A 15,548-nucleotide genomic window follows, 5' to 3' on the forward strand; every position below is an offset into this window, starting at 1 on the left:
TAGATTCGCAGCCATCAGTGCAAAACTCTCGCGCGCTGCGCACCTCGCGCTGTTTTCAACCCGTCCCGCTCGAAATCCCGCCTCCTGGGCCCCACCCTGCGTTCGAAACCGGCGTTTCGGTCCTGATCGCAACCTGCCCAGGCCGCTCATCGACACTGTGCGGACTGGGCCTGTTGGCCTCGAGGCACCGGGCCGACCGGATGTACCAGATCAAGCACGTGGAGATGGACTGCCTCTCTGACCTGGATGCCCGCTGCCGGCAGCAGGCACCTCGTTTGCTGGTCGTGGACATCACGTTGATTTCGCCGGAAGGAGTCGGCAGATTGGACGATCTGCGCCGCCACTTTCCCGCCACCGACTGGCTGCTCGGCTGGGAGCAGCCCTCGACCCAGGGCCTGGATGCAGCGATCCGAATCCAGGCCCGCGGCTGCGTCGAATGGGCCGCGAGCCCGGAGCATTTCGCACGATCGCTGGATGCCGTGCTGGCAGGCACCCTGGGTTTTCCGGTTCCGGTATTGCAGGCGCTGTATCTGGCCGTGCTGCGATTGGTGGCAGCCGGCGGGCGGCCGGCACCCAGTGCAACACCGTTTGCAGTCAGGCTCACCGCGCGCGAGGACGAGGTGCTGTCGCTGATGCACCGGGACATGTCCAACAAGCAGATTGCCGAGCGACTCGGCATCAGCGTCAACACAGTCAAGAAGCACCTTGCTCATGTGTCCGCGAAGCAGGGGCAGCACAGCCGGCGCTGGCATCTCGCCCGACCCGGGCTGGTCGGACCGGTTGCGGCGGAAGGATCCATCTCGCATCTCGAGCCGGCACCCTCGCCACTCCCCGCTGGGAAACTCAGGATGGTGGCCGCATCGAATGTCCCGCGCGACGCGGGCTGCTTCAAGAACCTGGCCGGCGGCCAGTTTCCTCGGATCTCCTATCACCTGGGCGGGGCCGCGGACAGCGACCTGTTTGAAACTGCTGCGCCGAAGATCGACCCGCATCTTTCCTGCTACGCCGGATGGCCCAGTCTCTTCTCGACGGTGCCGGCGATGAAGAGCGTCTTCGCGTTTCGGAGCAAGTAGCAATCGGGACCATCGAGGATCCGCAAGCGCCTACACGCTTGCGGCAATCCGCTCCCGCAGCCACCGGTGCGCCGGGTCCCGGTGCCGCCGCTCGTGCCACAGCATGGCCATCTCATAGCCCGGCACTTCCAGCGGCGCCTCCACCACGCGCAGCCCCGGTGCGCCGCGCGCCAGCCGCTCGGGCAGCATCGCGACCATGTCGGTGCCGGCCAGCACCGACATCATGAAAAGGAAATGCGGCACCGACAGCGCCACGCGCCGCGCCAAGCCCTTTTCCGCCAGCGCCTCGTCGGTCGGCCCGACGAAGCCACCGCCGCCGAGCGACACCACCACGTGCTCCAGCGCGCAGAACTGCGCGAGCGTGGGCCGGCGCTTCAGCCGTGGATGGCCGGCCCGCCCGGCCAGCACGTAGCGCTCGTTGAACAGCACCCGCCGGTGCAGCCCGGGCGGCGCGCCCACGCTGGTGTGGAAGAACAGGTCGATCTCCCCCTGCTCCAACTGCCGCGCCATGCGCGATGGCACCGCCTCCACCACGGCCAGCCGGGTGCCCGGCGCGGCCGCGCGCAGCCCGCCGAGCGCGGGCAGCAGGATCGCCGACTCGGCATAGTCGGCCGCGGCCACGTGCCAGGTGACGGTCGCCTCGGCGGGGTCGAAAGGTTTTGTAGGCGCCACCGCGCGGCCCAATGACTCCAGCGCTTCGCGCAGCGGCTCCCGCAGTTCGTCGGCGCGTGCGGTGGGCCGCATGCCGCGCTGCGCGGGCACCAGCAGCGGATCGTCGAACACCTCGCGCAGCTTGGCGAGCTGCACGCTCACCGAAGGCTGCGACAGGTTCAGCCGCCCGGCCGCGCGCGTCACGTTGCGCTCGGCCAGCAGCACGTCGAGCGTGATCAGGAGGTTGAGGTCGAGGCGGCTGAAATTGTTCATGGCAATGGCTGGAATTTGAACTATTCATTTCCAATATATCTCCATCTTCCGTAGCCTGCGTGCATGTTCTTCATTCCACAGGTTCTGCCATCGTGAAAATCCTCCTCGTCCACGCCCACCCCGAAGCCCGATCGCTCAACGGCTCGCTGAAAAACTTCATGCTGGAACGCCTTGCGCAATCCGGGCACGAAGTGCGCGTGTCCGACCTCTACGCCATGCAATGGAAGCCGACACTGGCCGCCGACGACTTTGCGCACCTCGAGCCCGGCGCCCACTTCGATCCCATCGCGGATTCGCTGCGCGCCTTCGAGTCCGGCACCCAGCGCGAAGAAGTCGCCGCCGAGCAGGCCAAGCTGCTGTGGGCCGACGCCGTGATCTTCCAGTTCCCGCTCTGGTGGTACACGATGCCGGCCATCCTCAAGGGTTGGGTCGACCGCGTCTACGCCTATGGCTTTGCCTACGGCGTGGGCGAGCATTCCGACACCCACTGGGGCGACCGCTTCGGCCAGGGCGTGATGGCCGGCAAGCGCGCGATGCTGGTGGTAACCACCGGCGGCTGGGCGCCGCACTACAGCCCACGCGGCATCAACGGGCCGATGGACGACCTGCTGTTTCCCATCCACCACGGCATCCTCTACTACCCGGGCTTCGAGGTGCTGCCGCCTTTCGTGGTGTACCGCACCGGCAAGGTCGATACCGCCGCCTACGCGCGCATCACCGAAGACCTCGGCCACCGGCTCGATGCGCTTTGGACGACGGCCCCGATTCCGTTCCGTGCGCAGAACGCCGGCGACTACGAGATTCCCGCCCTCACCTTGCGGCCCGACATCGCGCCGGGCCGCTCGGGGTTCGCGGCGCACGTCGACGGTTAGGGCAACACGGGGTTGGCGGCCGCGTTCGCGATCGCGGCATCGGCGTCCACGCGCAGCATGAAGCGCTTCGCCACCAGTTCGTTGGCCGCGGCCGTCACGGCTGCGACGTAACCGGCCTGGTCCGTGTAACGCTCCTGCAGCGAGAGCCGCGGATCGCTCGTGCCCGCGCGCTGCGCGGCTGTCTTCACGAACGGAAAGTACGAGCCGAAGAGGCCCGCCAGGTCGATGGTGGCCGGCCTGCTGGTGTAGTTCCAGCCGGTGTTGGTGCCAACGGGCACCGCCACGTCCAGGCTGCGGATGCCCGCGATGTCGTTGCCGTCGGCGTCCACCTGCGGCACGAGAATGGCGTAGTCGCGGCCAAGGTAGGCCGGCGGCACCTGAGTGGCAATGCCGCTCTCGTCCTGCGGCCGGTAGTTCGGACCCCAGTCGAGCAGCGAATAGGTGTTGACCAGGCCGGTGTAGGCGGCGCCCGGAATGGCCGGGAACTTGAGCTGCTGTGGCCGCACCAGCGTGGCGTCGGCCAGCTTGGGCACCTGGCTGTCGGGCGGCGTGGTGCCCTTGACGACCCACTCCTCGAGGTTCTGGTAGAGCGCGCGCACCACCGGCACCACGCCGGCGTTTGCGTTGGTGGCGTAGAGCGCCCCCGCGCTCGCGCCCGGCAGCGAGGGAAGCCCCAGCAGGTGGTGCGTGCTCGCGTAGTAGTAGATGCGCGCGTTGTCGGGCTGCACCAGGTCCGCCGTGCCCCAGGCGTCGGTCAGCAATGGCGAACCCTGCAGCACATAGAACTCGGTGCCGCTGAAGCCGATGAAGAGCTTGGGACAGGTGCCGCTCGCCTCGCAGCGCGACAGGATACCGCCGCGGCGCTGGGCCACGTCGTCCACGTAGTTCTTCGAAAGCCCGCGCGTGCCGGCCTGGCCGAAGGCCGTGTGGTCGGTGCGCACGCCTCCGCCGCCGCCGGGAATCGCAAAGCGCATGTTGATGTTGGTCTGCCGCGCCGCAATCTGCGCGAACACGCCGTCGAACACCTTGCGGCCCGCGCGGTCCTCGTTGAAGCCGAGGTGGACGAAGGTCTTCATGAAGTTGCCGCACTGCGACACGCCGGAAGCAATGGTGTTCTTGATGGCGGCAGCCACCGGGTTGGCGGTGCCTGCAGCGTCGCTCGCTTCATGATGGAAAAAGGCGATCATGTCGCGCACGGCCGCAAGCCCCAGGCCCATGACCTTCGGGTTCTTTGCGACATACACCAGCTCGTACATGTAGGCCGGGTCCCATTTGTCCCTGAGGCACACGCTGGTCTCGTCGGGCGTGCCGGGGAACGGCGCGGCGGTGCTGCACTTGGCAAATTTCCAGTCAGTCGCGGGAATGAGCTGGCGCGCATCGGCTTCGTTGATGCGCCGCGTGAGCACGTAGCCGGGCTGCGTGTTGTCGAGGCTCGCGGTCGCATAGGCCTGCATTGCCGCGTTGTACGGCCCGCCGGGCAGCGCCAGCGAATCGTTGGTGGCCGCCGTGGGCAGCAGCTCCGCGCGGTAGGTGCCGGTGATGGTGCTGCCATCGGTGTTCCTGGCCACGGGTACCTGGAGCGTGAGCTTGCCGGCCGCGGCCGGCACGTCGCCCTGCCACGCAGCCGTGAGGAACACGTAGCCGCGCGACGCAAAGTACGGATCGAGATTGACGATGTTGCCGCGGTTGGGTGCGTCGTAGCGCAGCACGCCGTTGGCCTTGCCCATGTCCTTGGGCTTGAACAGCACGAAGTCGGAGCTGTACTCCACCTTGCCGTTGACGTTGCGAGGCGCGAGCGACAGGTCCTGGATGATGGCGTTGTGCGCGTCCCTGGGGTCGACCTCGCCCGTGAAGGTGCCGGTGATCTTCTCGTAGGCTCCCACGCTGCCGAAGGTGCCGGCAACGTCCTCGGTCTTGGAGATGGCGAGCTTGAACTTCGGCGCTTCGGAGGCTGCCGGCGGTGGTGCCGTTGCGGCCGGCGGCGGCAGCACGAAGCCACCGCCTCCGCCGCCGCTTCCGCCGCAAGCGCTCAAAAAAAGGGCGGCCGAAGCCACCGTGGCAGCCAACAGGCTCCAGCGTTTCATGGTTTGTCTCCTTCGTTGTGGTGTCTCTGCGGTGCCGGTCTCCGCTACGGCCAGAGGCGCGCGCTACTCGGCTTCGATGCCGGCGGCCTTCACGATGCGGCCCCACTTCTGCGACTCGGCCGTCTGGAACTTGGCGAGCTCTTCAGGCGAGGTGGTGAACACCTCGGTGCCCGTGGGTTCGTAGAAAGCGGTCTTCGCGGATTCGCTCTTCGCGGCCTTCACCAGCAGCTCGTTGAGCCGCTTGACCACGGCGGGCGGCGTCTTCGCGGGTGCATAGGCCGCGAACCAGTAGCCCATTTCGTAGCCCTTCACGCCGGCTTCCGAAATGGTCGGCACATCCGGGGCAAGCGGCGAACGCGCGGCGCTCGAAACACCCAGCGCGCGCAACTTGCCGCCTTTCACCTGCGGCAGGCCCGTGGCCGCGTCGGTGATCATCATGTGGATCTGCCCACCGAGCAGGTCGGTGACGGCCAGCGTGTTGCTCTTGTAGGGCACGTGCAGCAGCTTGATGTCGGCCATCTGCTGCAGCAGCTCGCCCGCCATGCGGCTCGACGAACTGCCGCTGCCGAAGCTGTATTTGCCCGGCTCCTTCTTCGCGAGCGCCACGAACTCGGCCACGCTCTTGGCCGGGAACGAAGGGTTCACCACCATGATCTGCCCGCCCTTCCCGAGCGCCGCGACAGGCGCAAAGTCTTTCACCGGGTCATAGGGCAGCTTCTTGAACAGGTGCTCGTTGGCGGCATGCGTGGTGTTGGTGGTGATCAGCACCGTGTAGCCGTCAGCCGCGGCCTTGGCCGCCTGCTGCGAGGCAATGAAGCCGCTGGCCCCGGCCTTGTTGTCGATCACGACGGGCTGCCTGGTCTCCGCGGTAATGCTGTTGCCCAGCGCGCGTGCGATCTGGTCGGTGGCCGTGCCGGCCGCGAAGGGCACAACAAAGGTGATGGGCTTTTCTGGAAAGGCCTGTTGCGCATGGCCCAGCAGCGGCGCCAGGGCCAGCGCGGCGGCCGAAAGGGTCAGGGAACGTCGTTTCATTGTTTTGTCTCCGGATGGATGAGTAAGGGAAAAGAGAGACTGTTGCTACCGTCCCGCCAGCAGCGGCGCGAGTGCGCGTGGCACGCGGATGGGCATGTCGAGCAAGAGGAACGACAGCGCCTTGCCATGCGCATCGAGGTTCAGCGCATCGTTGACGCCGCCGTCGAGCACCGCGTCGAGCACGAAGTTCATCGCATGCAGCCGGGGCAGCAGGAAGCGCTGCACCCGTGCCGGTGCGCGGTGGCGGAATTGCATCGACACACGCTCGGGCGTGAGCTGCTCGGCCAGCATGGGGTAGAGCTCCGGATGCCAGGCGATCACGCTGATGTTGGAGCGGTCGCCCTTGTCGCCGGTGCGGCCATGGGCGGCACGGTAGAGCGGTACTTCGATCATGTCTGCCGTTGTGTTCATGTTCATGCCAGGGCCTGCGCGCCGAGCAGTTCGAAGCGCACCGGCACCGCTTCTCGCGGCAGCAGGCAGGACAAGGTATTGAGCCGTGGCGTGAGCGCGGTGCGCACACCGCCGCCGCCCGCGGGTCCGCAGGTGTAGAGCGCCATGACTTCGCGCGCGAGGCGCTCGGCCTGCCCGCGCTCGGCATGCGTGGCCGCCACGCGCAGGCGCACGTCGCGCAGGCCGGCGTCGGGCGTGTCCGCGAGCATGCGGCCGGCGTCGTCGCCCAGGATGCTCAGTGCGCCGATCAGGTCCACGCGAAGCGTGAGCCCTTCGAGCCGCTTGCGCAGCACCTCGGCCGCGAGCCGCGCACGTGCCTCGGCACGCGGCCCGGCGTAAGAGATTTCGCCCTCGGCCAGCCAGCCGCCTTCATGGCAGACGTTGACCTTGTAGTGGCTCGGCCGCGCGTGGCCGCGCACGCCCGACAGCGCCACGCGATCCGCCACGCCCGGCTGCGGCTTCACCTCGGCATCGGCAATGTCGGCCACCACGTCGGGCGTGAGATAGGCGCTCGGGTCGTGCACTTCGTACAGCAGTTGCTCCTTGACCGTGGCTTCACTCACGAGGCCGCCGGTTCCGTCGGCCTTGCCGATGGTGCAGTTCCCTTCGGCGTCGATCTCGGCGATGGGGAAGCCCACCGCTTCGAGGCCCGGCACGTCCTTGTAGCCGGGGTCGGCAAAGTAGCCGCCGCACACCTGCGCGCCGCATTCGAGCAGATGGCCCACCATGGTGGCGCGGCCCAGCCGGTGCCAGTCGTCCGCGAGCCAGCCGAAATGCGAAATGGCGGGGCCCACCGTGAGCGACGGATCGGCCACGCGGCCGCACACCACGATCTGCGCGCCGGCGTCGAGCGCGGCGGCAATCGGCTCAGCGCCGATGTAGGCATTGGCGCTGACGATGCGCAGGCCCTCCATCTGCGCGCCCAGCGCTTCATTCAACAGCGCGCGGTGTTCGGGGCCGGAGAGGTCGTCGCCCTCCACCACCGCGATGCGGGGCGCACTGGCGCCAAGCTCGCACGCCATGCGGGCGATGTGGCGGGCCGCGGCGCGGGGGTTGGCCGCGCCAAAGTTGCTCACGATGCGGATGCCGTGCGCCAGGCAACGCGCCAGCACGGGCCGCAGCATGGCATCGAGCAAGGGCTCGTAGCCAGCGTCGGGGTTGTCGCGGCGGCGCAGCTGGGCGAGCGCGAGCGTGCGCTCGGCAAGGGTTTCGAAGATCAGGAAAGCGCGCTGCCCGGCCAGGCCGCTGGCGAGCCGCTCGATCAGCGTGTCGACCACCGGCCCGGCCGCATCGGTTCGGTCGCCGGAAAAGCCGGCCGCGCAGCCGATCAGCAGTGGAGGCGGTGCAATGGCGTTCATCGGGGCCGACTTTAGGCAGCCCATCGTCATCCGTAAAATCGAAAATCCGGATCAATTGATCCGGATTTCAGATTACACAAAACGCGCTTCGCTCACTGCTCCAGCCGGATGCCGCGCTTGGCGATGATCGCGCCCCACTTGCGACCTTCGCCGTCGATGAACGACTTGAATTCGTCCGCCGACCCGCCGCCCGCCACAAGGCCCTGATTGGCCAGCAGCTCGCGCACGGCGGGCTCCTGCAGCACGGTGTTCACATCGGCGTTGACGCGGCGAACCACCTCGGGCGGCGTGCCGCTCGCAGTGAACAGGCCGTTCCACGCCAGCGCCTCGAAACCCGGATAGCCAACCTCTGCGACCGTCGGCAGGTCTTTCATGAGCTCGGAGCGCTTCGCGCTCGTGACGGCGAGCAGCTTGATGCGCTTGCCCTGCACAAGGGGCAGCAGCGCGGGCGCCACGGTGAACAACGCCTGCGTGTCGCCCGACGCCACCGACAGCCCCGCAGGCGGCGATCCCGCATACGGCACGTGCACCGCCTCGATGCCGGCAACGCTGCGAAACAGCTCCATCGTGAGATGCGACGAACTTCCCGCGCCTACCGACGCATAGCTGAACTGGTGGCCCTGCTTCCTGGCCCAGGCCACGAACTCCGGCAGCGTGCTTGCCGGGTTGCCGGCCTGCACCGCCAGCACGTTGGGCTGCGAGGTGGTCAGCACGATCGGAATCAGGTCGCGCGCGGGTGCGTACGGCATGCGGCTGTACATGTAGGGGCCGAAGGCGATCGGCCCGTTGAAGCCGATGCCCAGGGTGTAGCCGTCGTTCGGCGCCTTGGCGACGGCGTCCATGCCGATCAGGCCGCCCGCGCCGGGCTTGGCCTCGATGACGATGGGCTGCTTCCACATCGCACGCAGCCGCTCGGCCAGCGTGCGCGCGATCAGGTCGAGCGAACTGCCGGCCGGCGCGGGAACGATCACGCGCACTGGCTTCGCGGGCCACTCCTGTGCCGGGGCGGTGGTGGCCAGTGCGCATGCGAGGAGGAGTACGGCGAGGTTGATCTTGTTGTTCATTTCAGTCCTTGCTTGACCATAAGACACGTTGATGACCACGCTGCGGTAAGCTCGGCCCGAGGGAATGGTGTAACCAAAATGGCATATGGGGTTCGTGTCCGTTTTCCGTAACATTCATGAAGCCAACTGGAGATTTCAGCGCCATTCCTGTTGGCCCCGCCTTGATCCCCATGAATCATCACGGAATGGCCGTCGCGCCAAACGACCGCTGAAGACAACCTAAGCCCATGGCCACCCGTTCTCGCGCGATATTCACCATTTGCTCCAACAACTACGTGCCGATGGCGAGGGTGCTGCTGGAAAGCGCGAAACGCCACCATCCGGAAGCCGACGTTTATCTGTGCCTCGCCGACGAGGCGCTGCCAGAGGCCGCTTTCTATCCGGGGCAATGCGAACTCATTGTCGCCAAGACGCTCGGCATTCCGAACTTCCGAGAGTTCGCATTCCGCTACGACATCATGGAGTTCAACACGGCAATCAAGCCGTTCATGATCCGGCATCTGCTCGCGCGCGGACACGAGTCCGTGGTGTACCTGGACCCTGACATCGAGGTCTTCGCCCCGCTCGAACGGGTGTTCTCGCTGCTCGACGAAGGCGCCTCCTTCGTGCTCACGCCGCACCTCACTCGACCGCTGGAGCAGCCCAACTTTCCAAACGATCTCGGGATCATGCGCGCGGGCGTCTACAACCTGGGTTTTCTCGGAGTGGGCGCTGGTGAGGAAACCGACCGGATCCTTCGCTGGTGGTCGCGGCGCCTGCAATATGAATGCGTCAACGAGCCGGACCGCGGCATCTTCGTGGATCAGAAATTCATGGATCTGGTGCCGGGCTTCGCGGACGGCGCCCGCATCCTGCGCGACACCGCCTACAACGTGGCGTACTGGAACCTGCAGCAGCGCTCGCTCGGCGGGACACCGGGCGACTGGAAGATCGACGGCGCGCCGCTTCGCTTCTTCCACTTCAGCGGTATCGAGCCGTCCAACCTGAGGTACTTGTCCAAGCACACCGAGTCATTCCGTGATGGCAAGCAGTCGCCGTTGCTTGGCGAACTCTTGCGCCGTTATGCCGCACAGGTGCTCGCGAACGGCCATGGCCGGGTGCCGAACGCCATCTACGCTTACGGGCGCTTTGCATCAGGCACGCTGCTGCCCGACGTGGTGCGCCGGATGTTCCGCGACCGCCACATCCACTGGTCCGGGGGCGATCCGTTCCACACCTATGAGGAGTACCTGCACCTGCCGTGCGCGCGAACCGCCGGCACCGCATCCCACGGCATCACGAACCTGATGTCGTACGTGCACGAGCGCGAGCCCTGGCTGCGAGGCATCTACGATCTCGCAACAAGTGACGGTATTGGTCGCTACATCGACTGGTACATCCAGAATGCGCGAACAATTTTGAAAGACAGCCGGCTCGTCGCACCTGTCGCTTTGCGCGTCGGCGCTCAGGCGGCGCCTGGCCGCGGCCGGCGCCCGCCCGCAAGGCGCGGTGCGGAGCCGGACGCGGCGGTTGTCGGCTACCTGCGCCTGGCACTCGGCATTGGCGAGGCGGGTCGCCAGGTGCTCCGCTCGCTGCGGCACGCCGGACTCGAGGCCCGCGGCCTGCCGATCCAATTCAACTCCATGTCCGCCGCCGTGGACAAGTCGCTGGAGCCGCTGTTCGACGATACGGCCACCGCCAGGGTGCAGGTCTTCAACATCAACGCCGACCAATTGCCGGCCGTCATTGCGCACCTGGGGTCAGCCCTGCGGCCGGACGCCTACCGCGTGGTCATGCCTTTCTGGGAGCTCGAGCACTTCCCGGCGCCATGGCTGGGCGCTTTCGATCTGGTGGACGAAATCTGGGCGCCGACCCGTTTCATTCAGACCATGCTCGCCCGCAGGATCGGCAAGCCCGTGCTGCACGTGCCGCTGCCGCTGGACTTCGAGGCCCCACCGGCCTTGGACCGTGCACGCTTCGGACTGCCGGAGCACGCATTCCTGTTCTTCTTCAGCTTCGATTTTCTTTCCTATGCCGAACGCAAGAACCCCATGGCCCTTGTGCGTGCATTCAAGAAGGCATTTCGCGAGGGGGACGCCCATCCCAACGTGTGCCTCGTGCTCAAGACACTCAATGCAGACATCGCGCCCGCGCACAGCCAAGCCCTGCGCGACATCCTGCGTACCGACCTCGACCTGACCCTGATCGAACAGACCCTGACCCGCACCGAGACGCTACAGCTGATCACCGCATGCGACGCCGTCGTATCCCTGCACCGCAGCGAAGGACTGGGCCTGCTGATTGCCGAAGCCATGGCGCTTGGCAAACCGGTGATCGCGACCGACTACTCGGCGACCGCCGAGCTGGTCTCCCCGGATACCGGCTGGCCGGTCGACTTCAAGCTGGTGCCGGTGCCCGAAAACCACTATCCGTTCCACGAAGGCCAGGTCTGGGCCGAACCCGACGAGAACCATGCGGCTTGGCAAATGCGCCAGGTGTTCCACAACCGGGGCGAGGCGCAGCGCCGTGCCGATACCGCGCGCGCAATGCTGAAACAGCAGTTCAGTGCCGAGAAGTGCGGCGCACGCATGCGACGTCGCCTCGAAGAACTGGAATCGGGCGGCCTGCCATTGCCGGCATCGGCAATGACACACGCACCGGTGGAAGACCGTGCCGGATAAAGCGCAATTCGTTGTGGGCAGGCACCCGAGGCGCTGGACCTTGATTGGCGATGTCGGCGGCGCGCACAGCTATCACGTGGGCGACGAGGCAATGCTCGAGAGCAACGTGCACCTGCTGCGCACCATCGACCCGAACGCCACACTGCACGTGGTCTCCGCCGACCCCGACTTCACCGCGACAACGTATGAAGTCGAAGGTCTGCCGCGCCTGGGTTTCGACAACTGCGCATCGGACGAAGCGCGCGAGGCGCTCCTGGCCAGGCTTTCGCACGTGCACTGGACCAGCGAAACGCCCCGTGCCTTCGCGCGCATGGCCGACGAATCGGACGGCCTGCTGATTTCCGGCGGCGGCAACCTGCGAAGCACCTGGCCGAACTGCATCTATGAGCGGGTGGCTCTGTGCCGAAAAGCCGTGGCCAACGGAGCGCCGATCATCATTCTGGGCCAGACCCTCGGACCGGAGCTGAACGCGCGGCATCGCGAACTGGTGTCGGAGATCGTTCAGGCAGCGTGGTGGATCGGCGTCAGAGAAGCGCAGAGCTTCGCGCTCGCGCTGGAGCTCGGTGCGCTGCCCGAGCGGCTGTCCTACCAGATCGACGATGCGGCAGAGCTCTGGAAAGAAGCCGCCGACATCGAGCCCGCATGCCTGCCATTCCCCGTGGATACGCCATGGATCGGGGTCACATTCCATCCATTCGTCGATCCGACGGGCGACGATCCATTGCTCGACCAGTTGGCCGATCATCTGGAGCAGACCTCCGCGCGAACGGGTTGCCAGCTGGTGTTCATTCCGCATGCCAGGGCCGCCGCGACCATGGGCGCTCCCTGGTCCGACGAGGATGTGGGCCGGGCACTGGCACGGCGCATGCGGTCGACGATGCTTCACCTGTTGCCGGTTCTCTCGGCGCGCCAGGTGGCCCGGCTGACCGGACAGGCACAGATGATCGTGAGTTCGCGCTACCACCCGATCGTCTTCGGGCTGGCGCAGGGCGTGCCATGCCTCGGCATCTGGGCCGACCTGTACACCCGCACCAAGTTGCGCGGCGCCCTGCAGCACTTCGACCGTATCGACGATTCATGCAGCCTCGAAGGCATCCGCCAGCAACAGCTCGCGCGGAAGCTGACCGAGCTGTGGGACAGCCGCGCTGCAGCGCGCGAGAAGATTCATGCGCAAGGCTTGCTCAACGACGCGGACGAGCAACGCCGCCGGCGTCAGCTTGCCCTGTTGGTCATGCAGCGAGGGGCAGCCGACACGCCGCAGCCCGATCGGCTGGCCGGCGTTCTGGCCACTGCCGTGCGCGAGCAGCATGCCTTTACGGCATCCTTCGGTTCGGGGGAGCCAGCCAGGAAGGCGCCGATGGCCGAGACGCCGCCGTGCCACGCGACTGCGCGCCGCGCGCAGCCCGCGCCACTCCATCTCAAAAGGGATCCAAAGATGCTGACCGACGCAGACTGGCAGAGTTTTTCCCGCGATGGGTTCCTGCACCTTGGGCAGGTGCTTGATGCGCAACAGGTCCTGGCGCTGCAGCTGCGTGCCGACGCTCTGGCAATGGGGCAGATCTCGAATCCAGCGATCCAGATGCAGCACGACACGGGCGGCGCCTACGAGGCGTTGCCTGAGGCTGTGAGCCAGTTCGAACAGGGCACTCACTTGTACCGGAAGATTCAAGGCCTGGAAACCGACGACCTGTTCGCCGCGCTGATCGACAGGCCGCTCTTTCGCGAGATTTGCGCACGGGTTTACGGCGCCCATGCGGCGGTGTCGATCTTCCGCGCCATGGTCATGAACAAGCCCGCAGGCCAGGGCACCTATCTCCCATGGCACCAGGACGGCGGCACGGTTTGGCAACTCGATCGCGACCCGCTGGTAACCATCTGGGTTGCGCTCGACCCCGCAACCCGGGACAACGGCTGCATGGATGCCATCCGGGGCTCGCATCGTCTGGGCTTGCTGAGCCTGCACGGCAGTACCTTGACCGAAGAGCATGTGCGCCAATACTGCCGAGAAGACCTGAGCGTGCCGCTCGAGGTGCCCGCAGGTCACGCCGTGCTGCTGCACAACTGGCTGATCCATCGCTCCGGCATCAACCCTTCATCCACGCCGCGGCGCGCCTTCACCATGTGCTGCATGGATGCCCGCACGCGCGGCATCCTGACAGGCGATCATTTTCCGATCGTTTTCGGCGAGCAGTCTTCCGAGCCGGATCCGTTTGTTCGCCAGTTGCAGCAGGAGCATGCCGCGCAGACCGACAAGGCAGCCCAGGCCGAGGAATATGCGTTGAGCCTGCGCGACCAGAACACGCAACTGCAAATGTCGATTGCCGAAGCCACGAAGTACGCGCAAAGCCTCGAGGCGCAAGCCGCAACCTTGCAACAGCATGGCCTCGACCTGGAAGACGCACGCGAAGAGAACCGTCGGCTCGCGAATGCGGTGGCGCAAATGCGCCAGGAGATGCTCGCATTGAACCGTGCGCTGGAAGCTGCGGCGCAGCCGTCCCATGCTGCAGCAGCTGCACAAGCTGCACAGCTGCTGCAGGAAGAACTGACCACGCTGAGGGTTCATGCGGAGCGACTGGCAGCCTCCATGCAGGCCATCTACGCCTCGAACTCGTGGCGCGTCACGCGACCGCTTCGCGCAGTGTTCGGGGCGCTGCGCAAGCCGCGATGACGGCAATCGCATCAACCACCGGCCGGGCTTTGCCGCGCACAGGCATGATGGGGGCTACCAGACCGGCCCGGAAAGCCTGAGGGCCTTCCTCTCGACCCGCCCGCTGGAACCGACGGAGCGGTACCCATGAAAGCACCACCACGCCTGCAGGCGCTGGTCAACGAAGGCCTGATCGACACGGTGGTACGCCAGCTGATGAGCGGCAAGGAAGCCATGGTCTACGTGGTGCGCTGCGGTGACGACACGCGCTGCGCCAAGGTCTACAAGGAAGCCGACAAGCGCAGTTTTCGCCAGGCCGTCGACTACACGGAAAACCGCCGCGTGCGCAATTCGCGCGAGACGCGCGCCATGGCCAAGGGCACGCGCTTCGGCCGCCAGGTGACCGAGGCCATCTGGCAGAGCGCCGAGGTCGATGCGCTCTACCGGCTGGCGGCGGCTGGCGTGCGCGTGCCGGTTCCCTACAACTTCCTGGAAGGCGTGCTGCTGATGGAGCTGGTGACCGACGCCAACGGCGATGCGGCCCCGCGACTGAACGACGTGGCCTTCACATCCGAGGAGGCCATGCAGCACCACGCCAGCCTGTTGAAAGAGGTGGTGCGCATGCTGTGCGCGGGCGTCGTGCACGGCGACCTGTCGGAATTCAACGTGCTGCTGGCGGCCGACGGCCCGGTGGTCATCGACCTGCCGCAGGCCGTGGATGCAGCGGGCAACAACCACGCCAGGCGCATGCTGCTGCGCGATGTGGAAAACCTGCGCAACTTCTTCGGCCAGTTTGCGCCCGAGCTCCTGGGCACGCACTACGGCGACGAGATCTGGCATCTGTACGAGCGCGGCCTGCTGCGCGTCGAATCGGTTCTGACCGGCACGCACGTGCGCGACACCGGGCCGGTCGACCTGGGCAACGTGATGCGCGAGGTGGACGACGCGCGCGAGGAAGAAGCGGCGCGGCGACTGCGCATGCAGTTGCCGCGGCTGTGAGGCCGGGCCTCAGGGCCGTTGGTTCTTCAACTCGCGCAGTTGCTCCTCGGCATGCTCGAGTTCTGCCCGAAGCAGCCGGATGTCGTGCTCCAGCTTGCCGATGCGCGCCGCGCGGCTCTGAGGCGTTTCCGCCCCCTGGCAGCGCGTGCGAAGCGCGGCCAGTGTCTCGGCGAGTTGCCGCCGGCGCAGCATCTGCCCCCTGGAGCGCGCCAGGTCCATGTCGCGCTCCAGCGCGGCTTCTTCCGCATGGCAAGAGGTGCCCTCCGCCGATTCCGCGGGTTGCGCAGGCGGCGTGGATTGGGCGAAGGCGGGCATTGCCAGGGCCAGCGCAACGACGAGGAGGCAGCGTTTCACGCACGGCTCCCGTCGCGGTCCTGAGGGCCAC

Annotated in this window: 12 protein-coding genes; 5 read left to right on the forward strand and 7 right to left on the reverse strand. The window is 66.7% G+C overall.

Features of this window, described 5'->3' with window-relative positions; genetic code table 11:
* Positions 1–200 precede the first annotated feature (200 nt).
* Positions 201–1,073: a LuxR C-terminal-related transcriptional regulator gene (locus ACAM55_RS15035; protein WP_369652330.1), complete on the forward strand. Its 873-nt coding sequence runs from the start codon at positions 201–203 to the stop codon at positions 1,071–1,073.
* Positions 1,074–1,103: 30 nt separating this feature from the next.
* Here ACAM55_RS15035 and ACAM55_RS15040 read toward each other — a convergent pair whose 3' ends face one another.
* Positions 1,104–1,997, reverse strand: a complete 894-nt coding sequence (locus ACAM55_RS15040) for a LysR family transcriptional regulator (protein WP_369652331.1) — start codon at positions 1,995–1,997, stop codon at positions 1,104–1,106.
* A 92-nt stretch (positions 1,998–2,089) separates the two neighbouring features.
* On the opposite strand from ACAM55_RS15040, the gene ACAM55_RS15045 reads away from it, so the two are divergent.
* On the forward strand, positions 2,090–2,869 hold the full coding sequence (locus ACAM55_RS15045; protein ID WP_369652332.1) for an NAD(P)H-dependent oxidoreductase: 780 nt from the start codon (positions 2,090–2,092) through the stop codon (positions 2,867–2,869).
* Here ACAM55_RS15045 and ACAM55_RS15050 read toward each other — a convergent pair.
* The 5 genes from ACAM55_RS15050 to ACAM55_RS15070 all read right to left on the reverse strand — a co-directional run bounded on the left by ACAM55_RS15050 (position 2,866) and on the right by ACAM55_RS15070 (position 8,857).
* Entirely contained in the window at positions 2,866–4,953 is a 2,088-nt protein-coding gene (locus ACAM55_RS15050) for an alpha/beta hydrolase domain-containing protein (protein WP_369652333.1), read from the reverse strand. The two genes, ACAM55_RS15045 and ACAM55_RS15050, sit on opposite strands and share 4 nt — an antisense overlap.
* Before the next feature lie 63 nt (positions 4,954–5,016).
* Positions 5,017–5,985, reverse strand: coding sequence for a Bug family tripartite tricarboxylate transporter substrate binding protein (locus ACAM55_RS15055; protein WP_369652334.1), 969 nt, complete (start codon positions 5,983–5,985; stop codon positions 5,017–5,019).
* A gap of 45 nt (positions 5,986–6,030) precedes the next feature.
* On the reverse strand, positions 6,031–6,396 hold the full coding sequence (locus ACAM55_RS15060; RefSeq protein ID WP_369652335.1) for a hypothetical protein: 366 nt from the start codon (positions 6,394–6,396) through the stop codon (positions 6,031–6,033).
* Between the two features lie 2 nt (positions 6,397–6,398).
* Positions 6,399–7,793 (reverse strand): acyclic terpene utilization AtuA family protein, encoded by a 1,395-nt coding sequence (locus ACAM55_RS15065; protein WP_369652336.1) that lies wholly within the window; start codon positions 7,791–7,793, stop codon positions 6,399–6,401.
* A gap of 92 nt (positions 7,794–7,885) precedes the next feature.
* Entirely contained in the window at positions 7,886–8,857 is a 972-nt protein-coding gene (locus tag ACAM55_RS15070) for a Bug family tripartite tricarboxylate transporter substrate binding protein (RefSeq protein WP_369652337.1), read from the reverse strand.
* Between the two features lie 227 nt (positions 8,858–9,084).
* Between ACAM55_RS15070 and ACAM55_RS15075 the strand changes: the two genes are divergently transcribed.
* The 3 genes from ACAM55_RS15075 to ACAM55_RS15085 all read left to right on the forward strand — a co-directional run bounded on the left by ACAM55_RS15075 (position 9,085) and on the right by ACAM55_RS15085 (position 15,163).
* Positions 9,085–11,517, forward strand: coding sequence for a glycosyltransferase (locus ACAM55_RS15075; protein ID WP_369652338.1), 2,433 nt, complete (start codon positions 9,085–9,087; stop codon positions 11,515–11,517).
* A gap of 106 nt (positions 11,518–11,623) precedes the next feature.
* Positions 11,624–14,185, forward strand: coding sequence for a phytanoyl-CoA dioxygenase family protein (locus ACAM55_RS15080; RefSeq protein ID WP_369652339.1), 2,562 nt, complete (start codon positions 11,624–11,626; stop codon positions 14,183–14,185).
* A gap of 126 nt (positions 14,186–14,311) precedes the next feature.
* Positions 14,312–15,163 (forward strand): PA4780 family RIO1-like protein kinase, encoded by an 852-nt coding sequence (locus ACAM55_RS15085; RefSeq protein WP_369652340.1) that lies wholly within the window; start codon positions 14,312–14,314, stop codon positions 15,161–15,163.
* A 9-nt stretch (positions 15,164–15,172) separates the two neighbouring features.
* Here ACAM55_RS15085 and ACAM55_RS15090 read toward each other — a convergent pair whose 3' ends face one another.
* Positions 15,173–15,517, reverse strand: a complete 345-nt coding sequence (locus ACAM55_RS15090; protein ID WP_369652341.1) for a DUF1090 family protein — start codon at positions 15,515–15,517, stop codon at positions 15,173–15,175.
* Positions 15,518–15,548: the final 31 nt, after the last annotated feature.

It is taken from the genome of Variovorax sp. V213, assembly GCF_041154455.1.
Classification (GTDB): Bacteria; Pseudomonadota; Gammaproteobacteria; order Burkholderiales; family Burkholderiaceae_C; genus Variovorax.